13 protein-coding genes are annotated in these 15,223 nt (G+C 45.9%); 6 read left to right on the top strand and 7 right to left on the bottom strand.

Going from position 1 to position 15,223, the window contains the following annotated elements; all coding sequences use genetic code 11:
* Window positions 1-118: 118 nt before the first annotated feature.
* Window positions 119-355 carry an ATP-binding protein gene (locus AEA42_RS23055; protein ID WP_055647929.1) on the top strand — a complete coding sequence of 79 codons (237 nt, stop codon included), beginning with the start codon at window positions 119-121 and terminating at the stop codon, window positions 353-355.
* Window positions 356-549: 194 nt separating this feature from the next.
* On the opposite strand, the gene mnmE is transcribed toward AEA42_RS23055, so the two are convergent.
* The 5 genes from mnmE to rpmH form a co-directional block, all read right to left on the bottom strand.
* Window positions 550-1,911 (bottom strand): tRNA uridine-5-carboxymethylaminomethyl(34) synthesis GTPase MnmE, encoded by a 1,362-nt coding sequence (gene mnmE, locus AEA42_RS12750; RefSeq protein WP_037429346.1) that lies wholly within the window; start codon window positions 1,909-1,911, stop codon window positions 550-552.
* 104 nt (window positions 1,912-2,015) lie between these two features.
* On the bottom strand, window positions 2,016-3,641 hold the full coding sequence (yidC, locus tag AEA42_RS12755) for a membrane protein insertase YidC (RefSeq protein ID WP_037429332.1): 1,626 nt from the start codon (window positions 3,639-3,641) through the stop codon (window positions 2,016-2,018).
* A gap of 3 nt (window positions 3,642-3,644) precedes the next feature.
* Window positions 3,645-3,899 (bottom strand): membrane protein insertion efficiency factor YidD, encoded by a 255-nt coding sequence (gene yidD / locus AEA42_RS21845; RefSeq protein ID WP_037413461.1) that lies wholly within the window; start codon window positions 3,897-3,899, stop codon window positions 3,645-3,647.
* Window positions 3,866-4,222, bottom strand: a complete 357-nt coding sequence (gene rnpA / locus AEA42_RS12760) for a ribonuclease P protein component (protein ID WP_011070422.1) — start codon at window positions 4,220-4,222, stop codon at window positions 3,866-3,868. The genes yidD and rnpA overlap by 34 nt, the downstream gene beginning before the upstream one ends.
* 16 nt (window positions 4,223-4,238) lie before the next feature.
* Window positions 4,239-4,376: a 50S ribosomal protein L34 gene (gene rpmH / locus AEA42_RS12765; RefSeq protein ID WP_011070423.1), complete on the bottom strand. Its 138-nt coding sequence runs from the start codon at window positions 4,374-4,376 to the stop codon at window positions 4,239-4,241.
* A gap of 445 nt (window positions 4,377-4,821) precedes the next feature.
* On the opposite strand from rpmH, the gene dnaA reads away from it, so the two are divergent.
* The 4 genes from dnaA to gyrB all read left to right on the top strand — a co-directional run bounded on the left by dnaA (window position 4,822) and on the right by gyrB (window position 11,003).
* Window positions 4,822-6,204, top strand: a complete 1,383-nt coding sequence (gene dnaA / locus AEA42_RS12770; RefSeq protein ID WP_037413464.1) for a chromosomal replication initiator protein DnaA — start codon at window positions 4,822-4,824, stop codon at window positions 6,202-6,204.
* A gap of 20 nt (window positions 6,205-6,224) precedes the next feature.
* On the top strand, window positions 6,225-7,325 hold the full coding sequence (dnaN, locus tag AEA42_RS12775) for a DNA polymerase III subunit beta (protein WP_037413466.1): 1,101 nt from the start codon (window positions 6,225-6,227) through the stop codon (window positions 7,323-7,325).
* A gap of 161 nt (window positions 7,326-7,486) precedes the next feature.
* Window positions 7,487-8,569, top strand: a complete 1,083-nt coding sequence (gene recF, locus AEA42_RS12780; RefSeq protein WP_055647930.1) for a DNA replication/repair protein RecF — start codon at window positions 7,487-7,489, stop codon at window positions 8,567-8,569.
* A gap of 16 nt (window positions 8,570-8,585) precedes the next feature.
* Window positions 8,586-11,003 (top strand): DNA topoisomerase (ATP-hydrolyzing) subunit B, encoded by a 2,418-nt coding sequence (gene gyrB, locus AEA42_RS12785; RefSeq protein WP_037413473.1) that lies wholly within the window; start codon window positions 8,586-8,588, stop codon window positions 11,001-11,003.
* 87 nt (window positions 11,004-11,090) lie between these two features.
* Here gyrB and AEA42_RS12790 read toward each other — a convergent pair whose 3' ends face one another.
* Window positions 11,091-11,753, bottom strand: a complete 663-nt coding sequence (locus tag AEA42_RS12790; protein ID WP_037429328.1) for a glutathione S-transferase family protein — start codon at window positions 11,751-11,753, stop codon at window positions 11,091-11,093.
* Between the two features lie 291 nt (window positions 11,754-12,044).
* Here AEA42_RS12790 and AEA42_RS12795 point away from each other — a divergent pair, with 291 nt between their 5' ends.
* Window positions 12,045-13,088, top strand: coding sequence for an HDOD domain-containing protein (locus AEA42_RS12795; protein WP_037429327.1), 1,044 nt, complete (start codon window positions 12,045-12,047; stop codon window positions 13,086-13,088).
* A gap of 62 nt (window positions 13,089-13,150) precedes the next feature.
* On the opposite strand, the gene glyS is transcribed toward AEA42_RS12795, so the two are convergent.
* Window positions 13,151-15,217 carry a glycine--tRNA ligase subunit beta gene (gene glyS, locus AEA42_RS12800; protein ID WP_055647931.1) on the bottom strand — a complete coding sequence of 689 codons (2,067 nt, stop codon included), beginning with the start codon at window positions 15,215-15,217 and terminating at the stop codon, window positions 13,151-13,153.
* Window positions 15,218-15,223: the final 6 nt, after the last annotated feature.

A 15,223-nucleotide genomic window follows, 5' to 3' on the forward strand; every position in this document is an offset into this window, starting at 1 on the left:
GGTCGAGGTTACGGATAGAGATAGCGGGAGCGGCCATGATGAATTACCTGCAAAAGAGAGTAATAGATCAGAATGACCGATCGCCGTCAAGTTTTTTAAATCGAAAATTAGGTGCGGAATGACGGATCTAAGTGTGGAAGATGAGGGGCCAGGTATCCCTGATGCTGCCGCCAGTTACGTATTCGAAGCATTTCGTCGAGTCGATCCTTCTCGTTCACGAAAAAGTGGTGGTAGCGGGCTTGGTCTTGCCGTGGTTAAGACTATTGTTGAAGCTCACGGCGGCCATGTGGTCTGCCAGCCATCGGGTCGTGGAGGAACAGTATTCGTTCTATTTTGGCCAATTAGGCAAGTTTAGGCTTTATTCTTGTCTACTAATATATTTATTTAATAGGTTTTTTTCTTATATTACAAATGTGCTCCAAAATTTATCTTCGGAGCACATACGGAGCAAGAATCGACAAAACCCTTCAAATCACTTCCCACCCAATAAAACAAAATTATTTTAAAATCATAATGTTGTTTTGATTTGGTTTGATGCGTTTTACTATTTTACTTCCCGATACAGAATGAGCTAAAAATTTTGCCGAGTAGATCGTCTGAAGTAAAACGGCCAGTGATTTCAGACAGGGCGAGTTGCGCCATTCTGAGCTCTTCTGCTAACAGTTCACCTGCGAGATAAACCTCTAATTGCTCTTTACCTAGTTGCAGATGGCTCGCGGCAACATCCAATGCTTCGAGGTGACGACGACGGGCGATAAAGCCACCTTCGAGATTACTCTGATAACCCATCAGCGATTTAAGGTGCTGTTTTAACTCGTCAACACCGAGGCCTGTTTTGGCCGAGATCCTATACACGCTGTAACCTTTTTCTTCGGTCATGGCGAGGTTTTCACCTGTGAGATCGGCCTTATTGCGGACAACAGTCACGCCTAAATTTGCGGGGAGACGATCGATAAAATCCGGCCAAATATCGTGGGGATCGACGGCATCCGTGGTGGTGCCATCGACCATGAACAACACCCGATCGGCACTGTTGATTTCATTCCAAGCGCGCTCGATACCGATTTGTTCAACCGTATCTGTGGTATCACGTAAACCTGCGGTATCAATAATATGCAGCGGCATACCATCTAAATGAATGTGTTCGCGCAGCACATCGCGAGTGGTGCCAGCTATTTCGGTCACAATCGCCGACTCTTTACCGGCGAGCGCATTAAGTAGACTGGATTTTCCGGCATTGGGGCGACCGGCAATCACCACTTTCATGCCTTCGCGGATAATCGAGCCTTGCTTGGCACTGGCTTGGACGGCGCTGAGTTTGTCGATGATTTTGTAGAGCGCGTTGGCAATTTTGCCATCACTTAAAAAGTCGACTTCTTCATCGGGGAAATCAATCGCAGCTTCGACGTATAAACGCAGATGGGTGACTTGATCCACCAGCTCATGCACTTCCTTCGAAAACTCACCTTGCAGTGATTGCAGCGCGCTTTTGGCGGCTTGTTCACTAGTGGCATCGATAAGGTCGGCAATGGCTTCGGCCTGGGTTAAGTCCAGCTTGTCGTTCATAAAGGCCTGTTCACTAAACTCGCCAGGTTTGGCGATGCGAATGCCATCGACTTCTAATACGCGCTTGATCAGCATATCGAGGACGATTTGACCACCGTGTCCCTGCAGCTCTAATACATCTTCACCCGTGAAGGAATTAGGGCCTTTAAAAAACAGTGCGATACCTTGGTCTATCACTTGGCCTGAGGCATTTTTAAAGTCGCAGTAATCGGCGTAACGGGGTTTAGGTAAATGACCCAATACGGCCATGGCCACATCAGTTGCCTTATCACCAGAGATTCGAATGATACCCACGCCGCCCCGTCCGGGCGCGGTGGCCTGTGCCACGATAGTGTCAGTTGTCACGGAAATACCCATTAATATCGATCAAATTATCTAAAGGAAAAGGCGGCCAATGAAGCCGCCTTTTTGAATATGCTGAGCTGTTAGCTCCTATCTAGCGCTTGGGCTTATTTTAAGCCTTTTTTCTCTAGACCTGCATAAATAATCTTCTGCTGGATGATGGCAACAATGTTACCTACTAACCAGTACAGTACCAGACCCGATGGGAACCACAGGAAGAATACGGTAAAGATCACTGGCATCCATTGCATCATCTTCACTTGCATTGGGTCCATTGTCGGTGCGATGGGTTGCATTTTTTGCATCACAAACATGGACACACCCATCAGCAGCGGCAGAATGTAGTATGGATCTTGTACTGATAAGTCGTGGATCCATAACATAAATGGTGCGTGACGCAGCTCGAAGCTCTCTAGCAATACCCAGTATAGGGCAATAAAGATTGGCATCTGTAAAATAATAGGTAAACAGCCACCCATAGGGTTAACTTTTTCCTTCTTATACAGTTCCATCATGGCTTGACCCATCTTTTGACGGTCATCGCCGAAACGCTCTTTTAGTTCCTGCAGTTTTGGCTGTAGGTTACGCATCTTAGCCATTGAGGTGTACTGCGCTTTGGTAAGCGGGAACAGTAAACCACGAACGGTTAAGGTGATCAGGATAATTGCCACACCCCAGTTACCCACAAATGATTGATAGAACATCAATAACCAGTGGATTGGAACGGCTAACCACCAAAGGAAACCGTAATCAACTACTAGGTTTAAGGTATCAGATAACGCAGATAGCGCTTTTTGATCTTTAGGGCCAACATAGAACTGTGAGCTAATTTCTTGCGTTGCACCTGGTGCAATATCATATACCGCGCCACGGAAACCAATGTTCGCTAAACCGCCAGCGCTTACACTCGAGAAAATCGTGTTGCTATCGGTTGCTGGTGGGATCCAAGCTGATACGAAGTAATGTTGCAGCATCGCCGCCCAACCACCGAGAGTCGGTTGATTGAGGTTGCTCTTGCTCATATCTTCAAACTTGTACTTTTCGTAACGTACATCTTGAGTCGAAAACGCGGCGCCACGGTAAGTTGGCATCATCATGCTGCTTTCAGATGGCTTGATGGTCTGTTTAATCTGACCGTACATCTGAACTTGCAATGGAGCAGCTGAGGTGTTGTTGATTTTGTAATCGATATCAACATTAAACTTGCCACGATGGAATACAAACACTTTTGTGTAAGTCACACCGTTATCAGCCACATAGGTCAGTGGTACTTCTAAGGTGTCTTGGCCATCGGCTAAGGTAAATTCAGTTTTGCTGGCGGCAAATGCGGCGCGACCTTTAGCACTGCTATCGATACCATCACGGCCAATTAGGCCACTCTGAGCGATATAAGTGTAATCTTTGGTTTGCTCAAGCAAAACAAATGGCTGGTCTTTACCCTGTTCCAATTTATGTGAAACCAGTGCAGCAAAAACAATATCACCACCCACAGGGTTGATTTGCACATCGAGCTGATCGGTTTTAACCGTGATTAGATTTTGCGTCGCAGCGACTGCTGCTGGCACACCAGTATCCGCTTCTGGAACATCAGCACTGTGATTAGTGGTCGCATTCGCCACTACAGACGATTCGGTTGCAACGGGTTTTGGAGCTTTGTCTGCTTGCCACTGTTGCCACAGCAAAAAGCTGACAAACAGTAGTCCTATTAGCAATATATTGCGTTGAGATTCCATAGCCTATTTATTACACCTGTCATTTTTAGGGGGGACGGGATCACTACCGCCGGGATGCAAAGGGTGACATTTTAATATGCGTTTCAATGCAAACCAACAACCTTTCGCGGTTCCGTGCACTTTTATTGCCTCAATGGCGTAATGAGAGCAAGTGGGATTGAAACGACATCGAGGTCCCAAGATTGGGCTGATGAAGATTTGATAGCCACGAATAAACGTGGTTGCTAGCCATTGTAGCGGCGACTGAGTTTGCGCCATAGCTTTTCTATCAACTTGTTGAGTTCGGCATTTTCCATTTCCATCACCCCATTTCTAACCAGCACAACAATATCAAGATGAGGAATATTGTGTTGATTGAGGCGAAAACTATCTCTGATCACTCGCTTAATGCGATTTCGCTGATTGGCACGTTTTACGTAGCGTTTAGCAACAGTAAGACCCAGACGCGGATGTTGTTCCGAATTAGGAATGGCAAGCAAGGTTATTTCAGCAGAAGATGCTTTGATGGGATTGGAAAATACAGATTTAAATTGCGCGGGAGTTAGCAAGCGTAACTCCCGCGTAAAGGTATAGCTAGTCAACTAGTTATCCACTTAATTAAGCAGATAAACGAGCGCGACCTTTCGCACGACGACGTGCAAGCACCTTACGGCCGCCTGCAGTAGCCATACGAGCGCGGAAGCCGTGAGAACGCTTGCGCTTCAGGTTGCTAGGTTGAAAAGTACGTTTACTCATGATGGCAATCCGTCTTTGTTATTAGTGAACATATCCTTATCTCCACGAATAGAGGTAAGGGTAAAAAAGAGGCCGAATTGTAATCACTTTACTTGTCCCCGTCAACAACGAAAGTCAGCAAGTGGGTTATTTCTGCCAGCGTATCCTTAGATCAACTCCCCCCACACACTATAAGATGTGGATAACTCTGTGTATGGACACTACATCTAGTAGTTAAGAGGAACTGTTAACAGATCAAAGGGGCGCCATTATAGATCAATCTGGATCGCTTAATAAAGCGGGATTTTCCCTATTTGTTGAATAAAAGGATCGAATTTGATCTTTGATGATCGAGGATGCTGACAAAGAATGATCTTGTTGGGGATAATTATTTTTTAAGGATAGCGATCCTTGAGATCTCGCTATAGAATACACCTCTTTTTGATGATCTTTTGGGGATAACTTAGTGGCGGTTTCACTTTGGCAACAATGTATCGGAAGACTGCAAGATGAGCTTTCTGCTCAGCAGTTCAGTATGTGGATCAGACCGTTACAAGCCGAAATGGATGGAGATACTTTGGTGTTATATGCGCCTAACCGCTTCGTGCTCGATTGGGTTAGGGATAAGTACATCAATATCATTAATCAGTTTTTTACTGAGCAAATGGGTAATGATGCGCCTAAGCTACGCTTCGATATCGGTAGTCGTCCGTCCGCGAAAAAGCCAGAACCTGCGCCCGTCGCAGCAGTGCGCGTACCCAATCCCCAAACTAAGGCTTCTGTTGGTACATCATTTAATACCACCGAGCCTGTGACTAACACTAACCATCGCAGCAATATCAATCCAACTTATCAATTCGATAACTTCGTTGAGGGTAAGTCAAACCAACTTGGTAAAGCGGCTGCATTGCAAGTAGCTGAAAATCCAGGCGGTGCATATAACCCACTATTCTTATATGGTGGAACTGGTCTAGGTAAGACTCACTTGTTGCACGCTGTCGGTAACGGGATCATTAAAAATAATCCCAATGCTAAAGTGGTTTATATGCATTCTGAGCGTTTTGTGCAAGACATGGTCAAAGCGCTGCAAAACAATGCGATCGAAGAATTCAAACGCTATTACCGTAGTGTCGATGCACTGTTTATCGACGATATTCAATTTTTTGCCAATAAAGACCGATCCCAAGAAGAATTTTTCCATACCTTTAACGCACTGCTTGAAGGTAATCATCAGATCATCCTGACATCGGATCGTTATCCAAAAGAGATCGACGGGGTAGAGGACAGATTAAAATCCCGCTTTGGTTGGGGCTTAACAGTTGCTATTGAACCGCCAGAGCTTGAAACTCGCGTGGCAATTTTGATGCGCAAAGCGCAAGAGAGCGGTATTAACCTGCCTGATGAAGTGGCCTTTTTTATTGCTAAGCGCTTACGTTCAAACGTACGCGAGTTAGAAGGGGCGTTAAACCGCGTGATCGCCAACGCTAACTTTACCGGTCGCCCAATAACGATTGATTTTGTGCGTGAAGCACTACGTGACCTCTTGGCACTGCAGGAAAAATTAGTCACTATAGACAACATTCAGAAAACCGTAGCTGAATACTACAAAATCAAGATGGCTGATATGTTGTCTAAGCGTCGTTCGCGCAGTGTTGCGCGCCCAAGACAAGTGGCCATGGCGTTATCCAAAGAATTAACTAACCAGAGCTTGCCGGAAATTGGTGATGCCTTTGGTGGTCGAGATCACACCACAGTGTTACATGCCTGTCGTAAGATTGCTCAGCTACGGGAAGAGAGTCACGACATTAAAGAAGATTATGCTAACTTGATTAGAACCTTATCTTCTTAAAATCAAGGAATTTGGACACTATGAAATTTTCAATTGATAGGGACGCCCTATTAAAGCCGCTTCAATTGGTTTGTGGTGCGGTAGAAAGACGCCATAACTTGCCTATTTTGGCAAATCTCCTTGTAGAAGTTAGTGGTCACTCACTCAAATTAACAGGTACTGACCTTGAAGTTGAGTTAGTCGGTCAGGCGGTTATTCATGGTGATATCGAAGAAGGTCGAACTACAGTTCCTGCTAAGAAGCTGTTAGATATCGTTAAATCTTTGCCTGAGCAAAGCGAGCTTAAGGTCGAGCAGCAAGATAACAAGTGGTTGTTACGCTCTGGCCGTAGTCGTTTCTCGCTGGCAACCCTGCCCGCAGAAGAATACCCCAACGTGGAAGCCTTTCAGGCGGAAATCGAATTCACCCTTAAGCAAGGCGTGCTGAAGTCGTTGATTGATGCGACCCAGTTTTCGATGGCGAACCAAGACGTTCGTTACTATCTGAATGGTTTATTGCTCGAAACCGAAGGTAATGTGCTGCGCGCCATTGCTACCGACGGTCACCGCTTAGCCTTAAGTCACAGAACCATAGATGCACAATTACCTGAAAAACAAGTGATCGTGCCCCGTAAAGGCGTGATGGAAATGGCACGTTTGTTGGAAGCCGATGATTTAGATATCACTATTGCCATTGGCGATAACGCTATTCGCGCGACCACCAGCACCACAGTCTTTACCAGCAAATTAGTCGATGGTCGCTTCCCCGATTATCGCCGCGTGTTACCTAAGGGCGGTGATAAAATCGTTATCGCCAGCCGTAACCACTTCAAGCAAGCTTTAACGCGCGCTTCTATTTTATCGAATGAGAAGTTTCGTGGTGTACGCATTCAGTTAGAAGCGGGATTACTGAAAATCACCGCTAATAACCCAGAGCAAGAAGAAGCGGAAGAAATCATCGATGTGGATTACAACAATCAGCCACTCGAAATTGGTTTCAACGTCAGTTACTTATTGGACGTGCTCAACAACCTTAAGTCCGATGATGTGCGTATCACTTTAATCGATGGTAACTCGAGTGCTTTATTGGAAAACCACTTGGAAGAAGATTCCATGTATGTGGTTATGCCAATGCGCTTATAGTCATCCTATTTCTACGCAGTGCCATACGCCGCTTTTTAGCGGCGTATATGTCTTCAGACCTTACCCCTTGTTGCCTTATTAACTCTAATGGATGTGAATTGCGGTATGATAACAGTCCTGAGTCTTGGCCAGAGCCGTCGATGCGGTTTGATGAGTAACGCATGAGCCTTATCCGTCTTAATATTGATTCTTTTCGCAATATTCAATTGGCGCAACTGAGCCCGAGTGAAGGGATTAATCTGATCTATGGTCAAAATGGCAGTGGCAAAACCAGTATTCTTGAGGCGATTTACTTTCTCGGGATGGGGCGTTCGTTTCGCAGCCACTTATCCCAGCGAGTCATCAATAATGACCAAGACAAACTAACCCTGTTTGCGACCTTAAATTTACCCCGCGGCGACAGTAAAATCGGTCTGCGGCGTTTTCGCAGTGGCGAAACCGAAGTCAAAATTGACGGCGAAAAGGTCAAACGGCTATCGACTTTAGCTGAAACCTTGCCCATACAAGTCATCACGCCAGAAAGCTTTTCGTTATTGTTTGAAGGTCCAAAATCCCGCAGGCAATTTATTGATTGGGGGGCCTTTCATTCTGACCCACAGTTTTATACGGCGTGGGCGAATGTGAGGCGAGTTCTTAAACAACGAAATCAATTGCTTAGAAATAATTCTCCCTATGATCAAATCCAATATTGGGATCGGGAGTTTGTCCGTTATACCGAGCAGGTCACCGAAATACGAAACCGTTATGTAGACTCGTTAAATGAGCTACTTAAGGGTATAATCGAGGAGTTTTTACCGCAGGTGAATGTTAAGGTTTCATTTACCCGCGGCTGGGATAGCAAAACGGATTTTGCACAACTTCTCGAATCACAATATCCCAGAGATTTGGCTACGGGTCATACCGTCAGCGGTCCCCATAAAGCTGACTTAAGACTTCGTGTAGGCACTTTGCCGGCGCAGGATGCCCTGTCCCGTGGTCAATTGAAATTATTAGTCTGTGCACTGCGTATTGCACAGGGAAAGTTGCTCAAACAACAAATAGATAAACACAGTATTTATCTTGTGGATGATCTTCCATCCGAGTTGGATGCACAGCATAGGCAGCTATTGCTGAAACAGCTAGTGGACACTGGTGCACAAGTGTTTGTGACCGCCATTGAGCCAGCAGCAATAGTCGATTCGTTACACACGCCTCCCAGTAGGATGTTCCATGTGGAACACGGACGTGTAACGGTAATTGAATAACCATTGAGAGAATAATATGTCAGAGAATAGTTACGATTCTTCGAGTATTAAGGTCCTTAAGGGCCTTGATGCAGTACGTAAGAGACCTGGGATGTATATTGGTGACACCGACGACGGTACGGGTCTACATCATATGGTGTTCGAAGTAGTCGATAACTCTATCGATGAAGCCTTAGCGGGCCATTGTACTGATATCACAATTACTATCCATGTGGATGGTTCGGTTTCTGTTAAGGATGATGGCCGTGGTATTCCGGTCTCTATCCATGAAGAAGAAGGTGTATCGGCCGCAGAAGTTATCATGACGGTACTGCATGCTGGTGGTAAATTCGACGATAACTCCTATAAAGTGTCAGGTGGTCTGCACGGTGTGGGTGTGTCGGTGGTCAACGCGCTTTCTAAAAAGCTGCAATTAACCATTCGCCGCGATGGTAAAGTCCACGAGCAGTTTTACACCCATGGTGTACCTGATGCGCCAATCAAAGAGATTGGTGATGCAACTAAAACGGGTACCGAAATCCGTTTCTGGCCAAGTGAGCAAACTTTCAGTGATGTTGAGTTTCACTTTGAAATCCTGGCTAAACGGGTGCGAGAACTATCGTTCCTTAACTCTGGTGTGGGGATTCGCTTAGTCGACGAGCGTGATAATAAAAACGAATTCTTTAAATACGAAGGCGGTATCAGCGCATTCGTTGATTACTTGAACCGTAATAAAACGCCGGTAAACAAAGATGTATTCCACTTTATGCAGGAGCGTGACGACGGCATTACCGTTGAAGTGGCGATGCAGTGGAACGATGGTTACCAAGAAAACATATTCTGTTTTACCAACAACATCCCGCAGCGTGACGGTGGTACTCACTTAGCCGGTTTCCGTAGTGCGTTGACACGTAACCTCAACAACTACATGGAAAACGAAGGTTATAACAAGAAAGGCAAAACCAACGCGACTGGCGATGACGCCCGCGAAGGTTTAACGGCTGTTATCTCGGTTAAAGTGCCCGATCCTAAGTTCAGCTCGCAAACCAAAGACAAGCTAGTGTCTAGCGAAGTTAAAGCCGCGGTTGAACAAACCATGGGTGAAAAGCTAAACGACTATCTGCTTGAAAATCCTGCCGATGCTAAGTTAATCGTTGGTAAGATTGTGGATGCGGCTCGTGCCCGTGAAGCGGCGCGTAAAGCCCGTGAAATGACCCGTCGTAAAGGCGCGCTCGATTTAGGTGGTTTGCCTGGTAAGCTGGCGGATTGCCAAGAGAAAGACCCTGGTCTTTCAGAAATCTACATAGTGGAAGGGGACTCTGCTGGCGGTAGTGCTAAGCAGGGACGCAATCGTAAGAATCAAGCGATTCTGCCACTGAAAGGTAAAATCTTAAACGTTGAGAAAGCTCGTTTCGATAAAATGCTTTCCTCTCAAGAGGTTGCAACACTAATCACCGCACTTGGCTGTGGTATTGGTCGTGATGAATACAACCCCGATAAGACTCGCTACCACAACATTATCATCATGACGGATGCTGACGTCGACGGCTCGCACATTCGTACCTTGCTGTTGACCTTCTTCTTCCGCCAAATGCCTGAACTGATTGAGCGTGGTTATGTGTATATTGCTCAGCCGCCTTTATTCAAAGTGAAGAAAGGTAAGCAAGAACAATATCTGAAAGACGAAGCGGCACTGACTCAGTATCTGACCACTCAAGCGTTAGATGGAACCAGCATTTATCCATCTCAAGGTGCGCCAGGTATGTCGGGTGAGCCATTAGAGCGTTTAGTGACGCAATACCGCGAAGTAGAAGCGATTGTTGCCCGTTTAGAGCAACGTTATCCAACGCATATCACTAATCGGATGCTTTACCACCCAATGATCAGCAATGAGATGTTGGCCGATGAAGCTAAGATGAAGGAATGGATAGACGCCTTTATCCATGAGTTGGTGGAATTAGAAAATAGCGGCGTGCTGTATTCTGGTGAGCCTGTACTCGATCCTGAGCGTAAAGTGTATCTGCCAAAGATCACCATTCGTAAACATGGTATCGACACGCATTACCTATTTAGCTATGACTTCTTCCAATCAATGGATTATCAACGTATTGCTAAGTTAGGTGCAGCCCTAGAAGGCTTGATTGAAGCCGGTGGTTATGTGCAACGTGGTGACCGAGTGAAAGAAGTCGGCAGCTTCATTGAAGCACTAGATTGGACGATTTCAGAAGCTAAACGTGGTTTATATATCCAACGTTATAAAGGATTGGGTGAGATGAACCCTGAGCAATTGTGGGAAACCACAATGGATCCTGAATCACGGCGTATGCTGCAAGTGACCATTGATGACGCCGTCGGCGCAGACCAATTGTTTACTTGCTTGATGGGCGATCAAGTAGAACCGCGTCGTGAGTTTATTGAAGCCAACGCGCTGAACGTGGCTAACTTAGACGTTTAATATCTAGACGTTTAATATCGTTTTTTACAGACTAAAGTGATTGATAAAAAAGGGAAAGCTTAGCTTTCCCTTTTCTTTTGCAAAAAATTACCTATCAACACCTGCCTCATCAGCTTCGACAATTTCAGTCTCCGCTTTTGCGGCAGTTATCCAAGCCTGCATTTCTGGCTGGCTCACAATAAATTCCATATACGCTCGGCTCGCTTGCGAGACTTCAATCTCATAGGTAAAGAAGCGCATTACCACTGGTGCAAACATCATATCGGCGATTGACCACTCGCCAAATAACCAAGTGCCCTGATTTTTGGATGGGGTAAACTCAGTCATTTGCTGAGACCAAATGCTGTCGATGCGTGCAATATCTTGCTGAACAGCGGGGTTAAGCTCGACATATCGACGGGCACGGATATTCATAGGCAGGGCATTTCGCAGGGCATGAAAGCCTGAATGCATTTCACAGGCGAGGGAGCGAGCCTTGGCTTTTTGTTTTGGCTCTTGTGGCCATGCAGTGCCTGAAAGATAACAATCATTGATATATTCACAAATTGACAGTGAATCCCAAACGGTAATGTCACCATCGACCAGTGTTGGTACTTTTAACGTTGGCGAAATGGATTGGAGTTGCTGGTAGAAGCTATCGGTATCGAGTGGTAATAGCACTTCATCGAACTTAACGCCTGATTTCGCTGCCATTAACCAAGCTCGGAGCGACCAGCTAGAGTAGTTTTTATTGCCGATATAGAGTTTCATAAGCGCCTTCCAATTTTGAGTCGTGCTAATCACTATACATTATGTTTGTTTTTCACCGAGCGGTTAAGTTGTTGCATGCTCATTTCAGCCATTAAAATTGCTCATGCTATCAAGCTAAATTGGACTATGGTTTCACGTGAAACAATTCGACTTGGTAACCTTATCTTAAGTTTGGCAACATATACTCAAGCTGCACATAATACTGATACTGGCTGCTCTAGCATATCAATTACAATGGACGGATAATGTAATACTGGCTCAGTAAACACAGCTTTCATAGGTTGGAATATTTTGATTAAATCCATATTCAACAAAATTTTTAATATCCGTGAACAAGCAACACTTGAGCGACCTAAAAGCTTTAGTCAGACCGATCTCAGCAAACCTATAACGACAGCGTCACCTAAAAAACGTGTAGAAGAGCAATGTGATACTTCGATGAGTATTGACTTAGCGGCGCTGTTTTATAGTTTGTTATTCCCCGCCAGAACCAAAGATGCTGGTGGCGTTGCTAATAACCTTGAACGGCGAGTAATGGCTGAAATAGAGCTCGCCTTAGCATCGCCACAAGTGATTGCAGAAAAGGTGCTTAAGCTTCCCTCTAAGGTATTGGAGTTAGACCGTAAGTTAGCTGATCCACAGTTTGATACTAAAGACTTGTTGGCGTTAATCGAGCAAGATCCTTTACTGAGCGTCGAAGTGCTTAAGCTGTGTAACTCACCGGCCTTTAAGCGTGGTGAGCGGGAAGTGACTAGCTTGCAGCAAGCTTTAGTACAACTTGGCCGTGAACAGTTACGTTGCTTTGTGACTAGCTGCCTAGTGCGTGAGATGCTAGATATTAAACCCATTTATTTTCGGCGTTTTGGCGCTGAGATTTGGCGTCATTCAATGCAGGTGGCCTTTTTAACTAGCGAGCTGAGTGAAGAAGATAGGGACACCGCATTCCTATTAGGATTACTGCATGATGTGGGTAAGCTCGCCATCTTCAAAATGTTGCTTGATGCTTTTGTGCAAGCAGAGCCTGGTGAGCAGCCAAATTCTTGGTTATTCCGACAAGTGATGACGGCCAAATCACTTACCTTAAGTGCATTATTAGCAAGATATTGGCAGTTACCCAGTATTTTTGAAGCTGAACTGGATAAACTTGCCCACGTACATACCCGGCCGCATGAGGGGATTGCCGCAGTGGTTTGGCGCGCCAATATCATCAGTGAGATTTCGATGCTGCAGCAAGCGGGTAAATTGCCTGCTGACATGCTGAGCAACTTGTTAGCCTTGGTTGGACTCGATCAAGTTCAATTTGAGGCGTTGCATGAAAAACTCCAGCAATTTTAATAAATTGCAGCCAATAAAAAACGCGCTATCAGCGCGTTTTTTATTGGCACCTAACGTGTGACTTACTGGAGTAGAGAAATATCCGCTACATGTAAGAATTGCTCACGTAGATTATTTAGCAGGGCTAAACGGTTGTTTTTCAGGGCTTCGTCATCGGCCATTACCATCACGTCTTCGAAGAACTGGTCAACACTTTCACGTAAGCTCGCCAGCAGCGTTAATGCCTGTTGGTAATCCGCATTAGCAAACAGTGGAGCAAGCAGAGGCTGAAGTTCAGCAAGTTTTGCAGCTAACGCTTGCTCTGCTGCTTCGGCTAACAGAGCTGAATTAATCGCAGTCGGTAGTTTGCCTTCTACTTTCGCCAGAATGTTAGATACACGCTTATTCGCCGCTGCCAGAGCGCTAGAGGCTTCTAAGCTTCTGAAGTGTGATACCGCATTGATACGGCTATCAAAGTCAGCTGGGCGAGTTGGGCGACGTGCTAATACGGCGAGGATCACATCAACATCGATACCTTTATCTTGGTACCAAGCACGGAAACGTGCCATTAAGAACTCAAGCACTTCATCGCTTGCATTCGCGTTGCTTAAGTTAGTGCCATGGAGTTCTTGAGCCTTAGCAATCAGCGTCACTAAGTCCAGTGGCAGCTTGTTCTCAACGATAATGCGTAGCACACCGATAGCGGCGCGGCGCAGTGCGAATGGGTCGGCAGCGCCCTTAGGTGCCTGACCGATACCGAAGATACCCACTAAGGTGTCGAGTTTATCCGCTAAAGCGACTGCGCAAGATACCGCTGCCGTCGGAACCGTATCGCCAGAGAATTTTGGCTTGTATTGCTCTTCCATGGCTAAGGCTACGGCTTCAGTTTCACCGTCTAGGCGGGCGTAATGCATGCCCATAGTGCCTTGAGTATCGGTAAACTCCATCACCATATTGGTCATTAAGTCTGTTTTAGACAATAAACCAGCACGGGCGGCATCAACGGCGTTAGCGCCAGTTTGCTCGGCAATAAAGGCGGCTAGGGCAGAGATACGAGTGACTTTGTCTTTTAAGGTACCGAGTTGTTGTTGGAACAAGACGGTCTCAAGACTTGGTAAACGTGATTCCAGCGTGTGTTTTTTGTCGGTATTGAAGAAGAACTCGGCGTCGGCCAAGCGTGGACGAACCACTTTCTCGTTACCCGCAATGATTTGCGCCGGATCTTTTGATTCGATGTTGGCGACAAAGATGAAGTTTGGCAGTAACTTACCGGCATCATCGAATACAGGGAAGTATTTCTGATCGCCCTTCATCGTATAAACCAAGGCTTCTGAAGGCACGTTCAAGAACTTCTCTTCAAAGCTTGCGGTTAATACGACTGGCCATTCAACTAAAGAGGTGACTTCTTCCAGCAGGTCATCTTCGATATCGGCGGTGCCACCAATCTTAGCGGCCGCTTTTTCTGCATCGGCTTTGATTAAGGCTTTACGGCTTTCGTAGTCGGCGATGACTTTACCTTTTTCTTTCAGCAGTGTCAGGTAGTTGTCTGCATGGTCAAGCTCGAAGCCTGTACCCATAAAGCGGTGACCACGAACATTACGTGCCGATTTAATGCCGAGCAATTCACCTTCGATTAACTCACTGCCTAACAGCATGGTAGCGGTGTGAACCGGGCGAATAAATTGTGTCTTGCTGCTTCCCCAGCGCATTGGCTTAGGAATGGGTAACTTATCCAGCGCACGTTGTGCCATCGCTGCGATTAAGCTCTTGGTTTCAACGCCTTCGACTTTGGCGTTATAAACCAGCCATTCACCTTTATCGGTCACCAAACGCTCAGCTTGGTCAACGGTAATACCGTTACCACGTGCCCAGCCTTCTGCGGCTTTCGTTGGTTTACCTTCGGCATCAAAAGCTGAACTCACAGCTGGGCCGCGTTTTTCAACGATTTTGTCCGCTTGAGCAATAGCCAGTTCAGTCACATTAATGGCAAGACGACGGGGTGCTGCATACCAAACAGCTGATTTAAAAGCTAAATCGGCTTTGATTAATTCTTCGGTAAAGTTCGCTAAGAAAGACTCAGCCAGTTTACGCAGCGCCTTTGGTGGCAGTTCTTCGGTGCCTAACTCGATGAGTAAGTTTTCAAAATTCATGTGTTA

The organism is Shewanella sp. Sh95 (assembly GCF_001308045.1).
GTDB lineage: Bacteria > Pseudomonadota > Gammaproteobacteria > Enterobacterales > Shewanellaceae > Shewanella > Shewanella xiamenensis.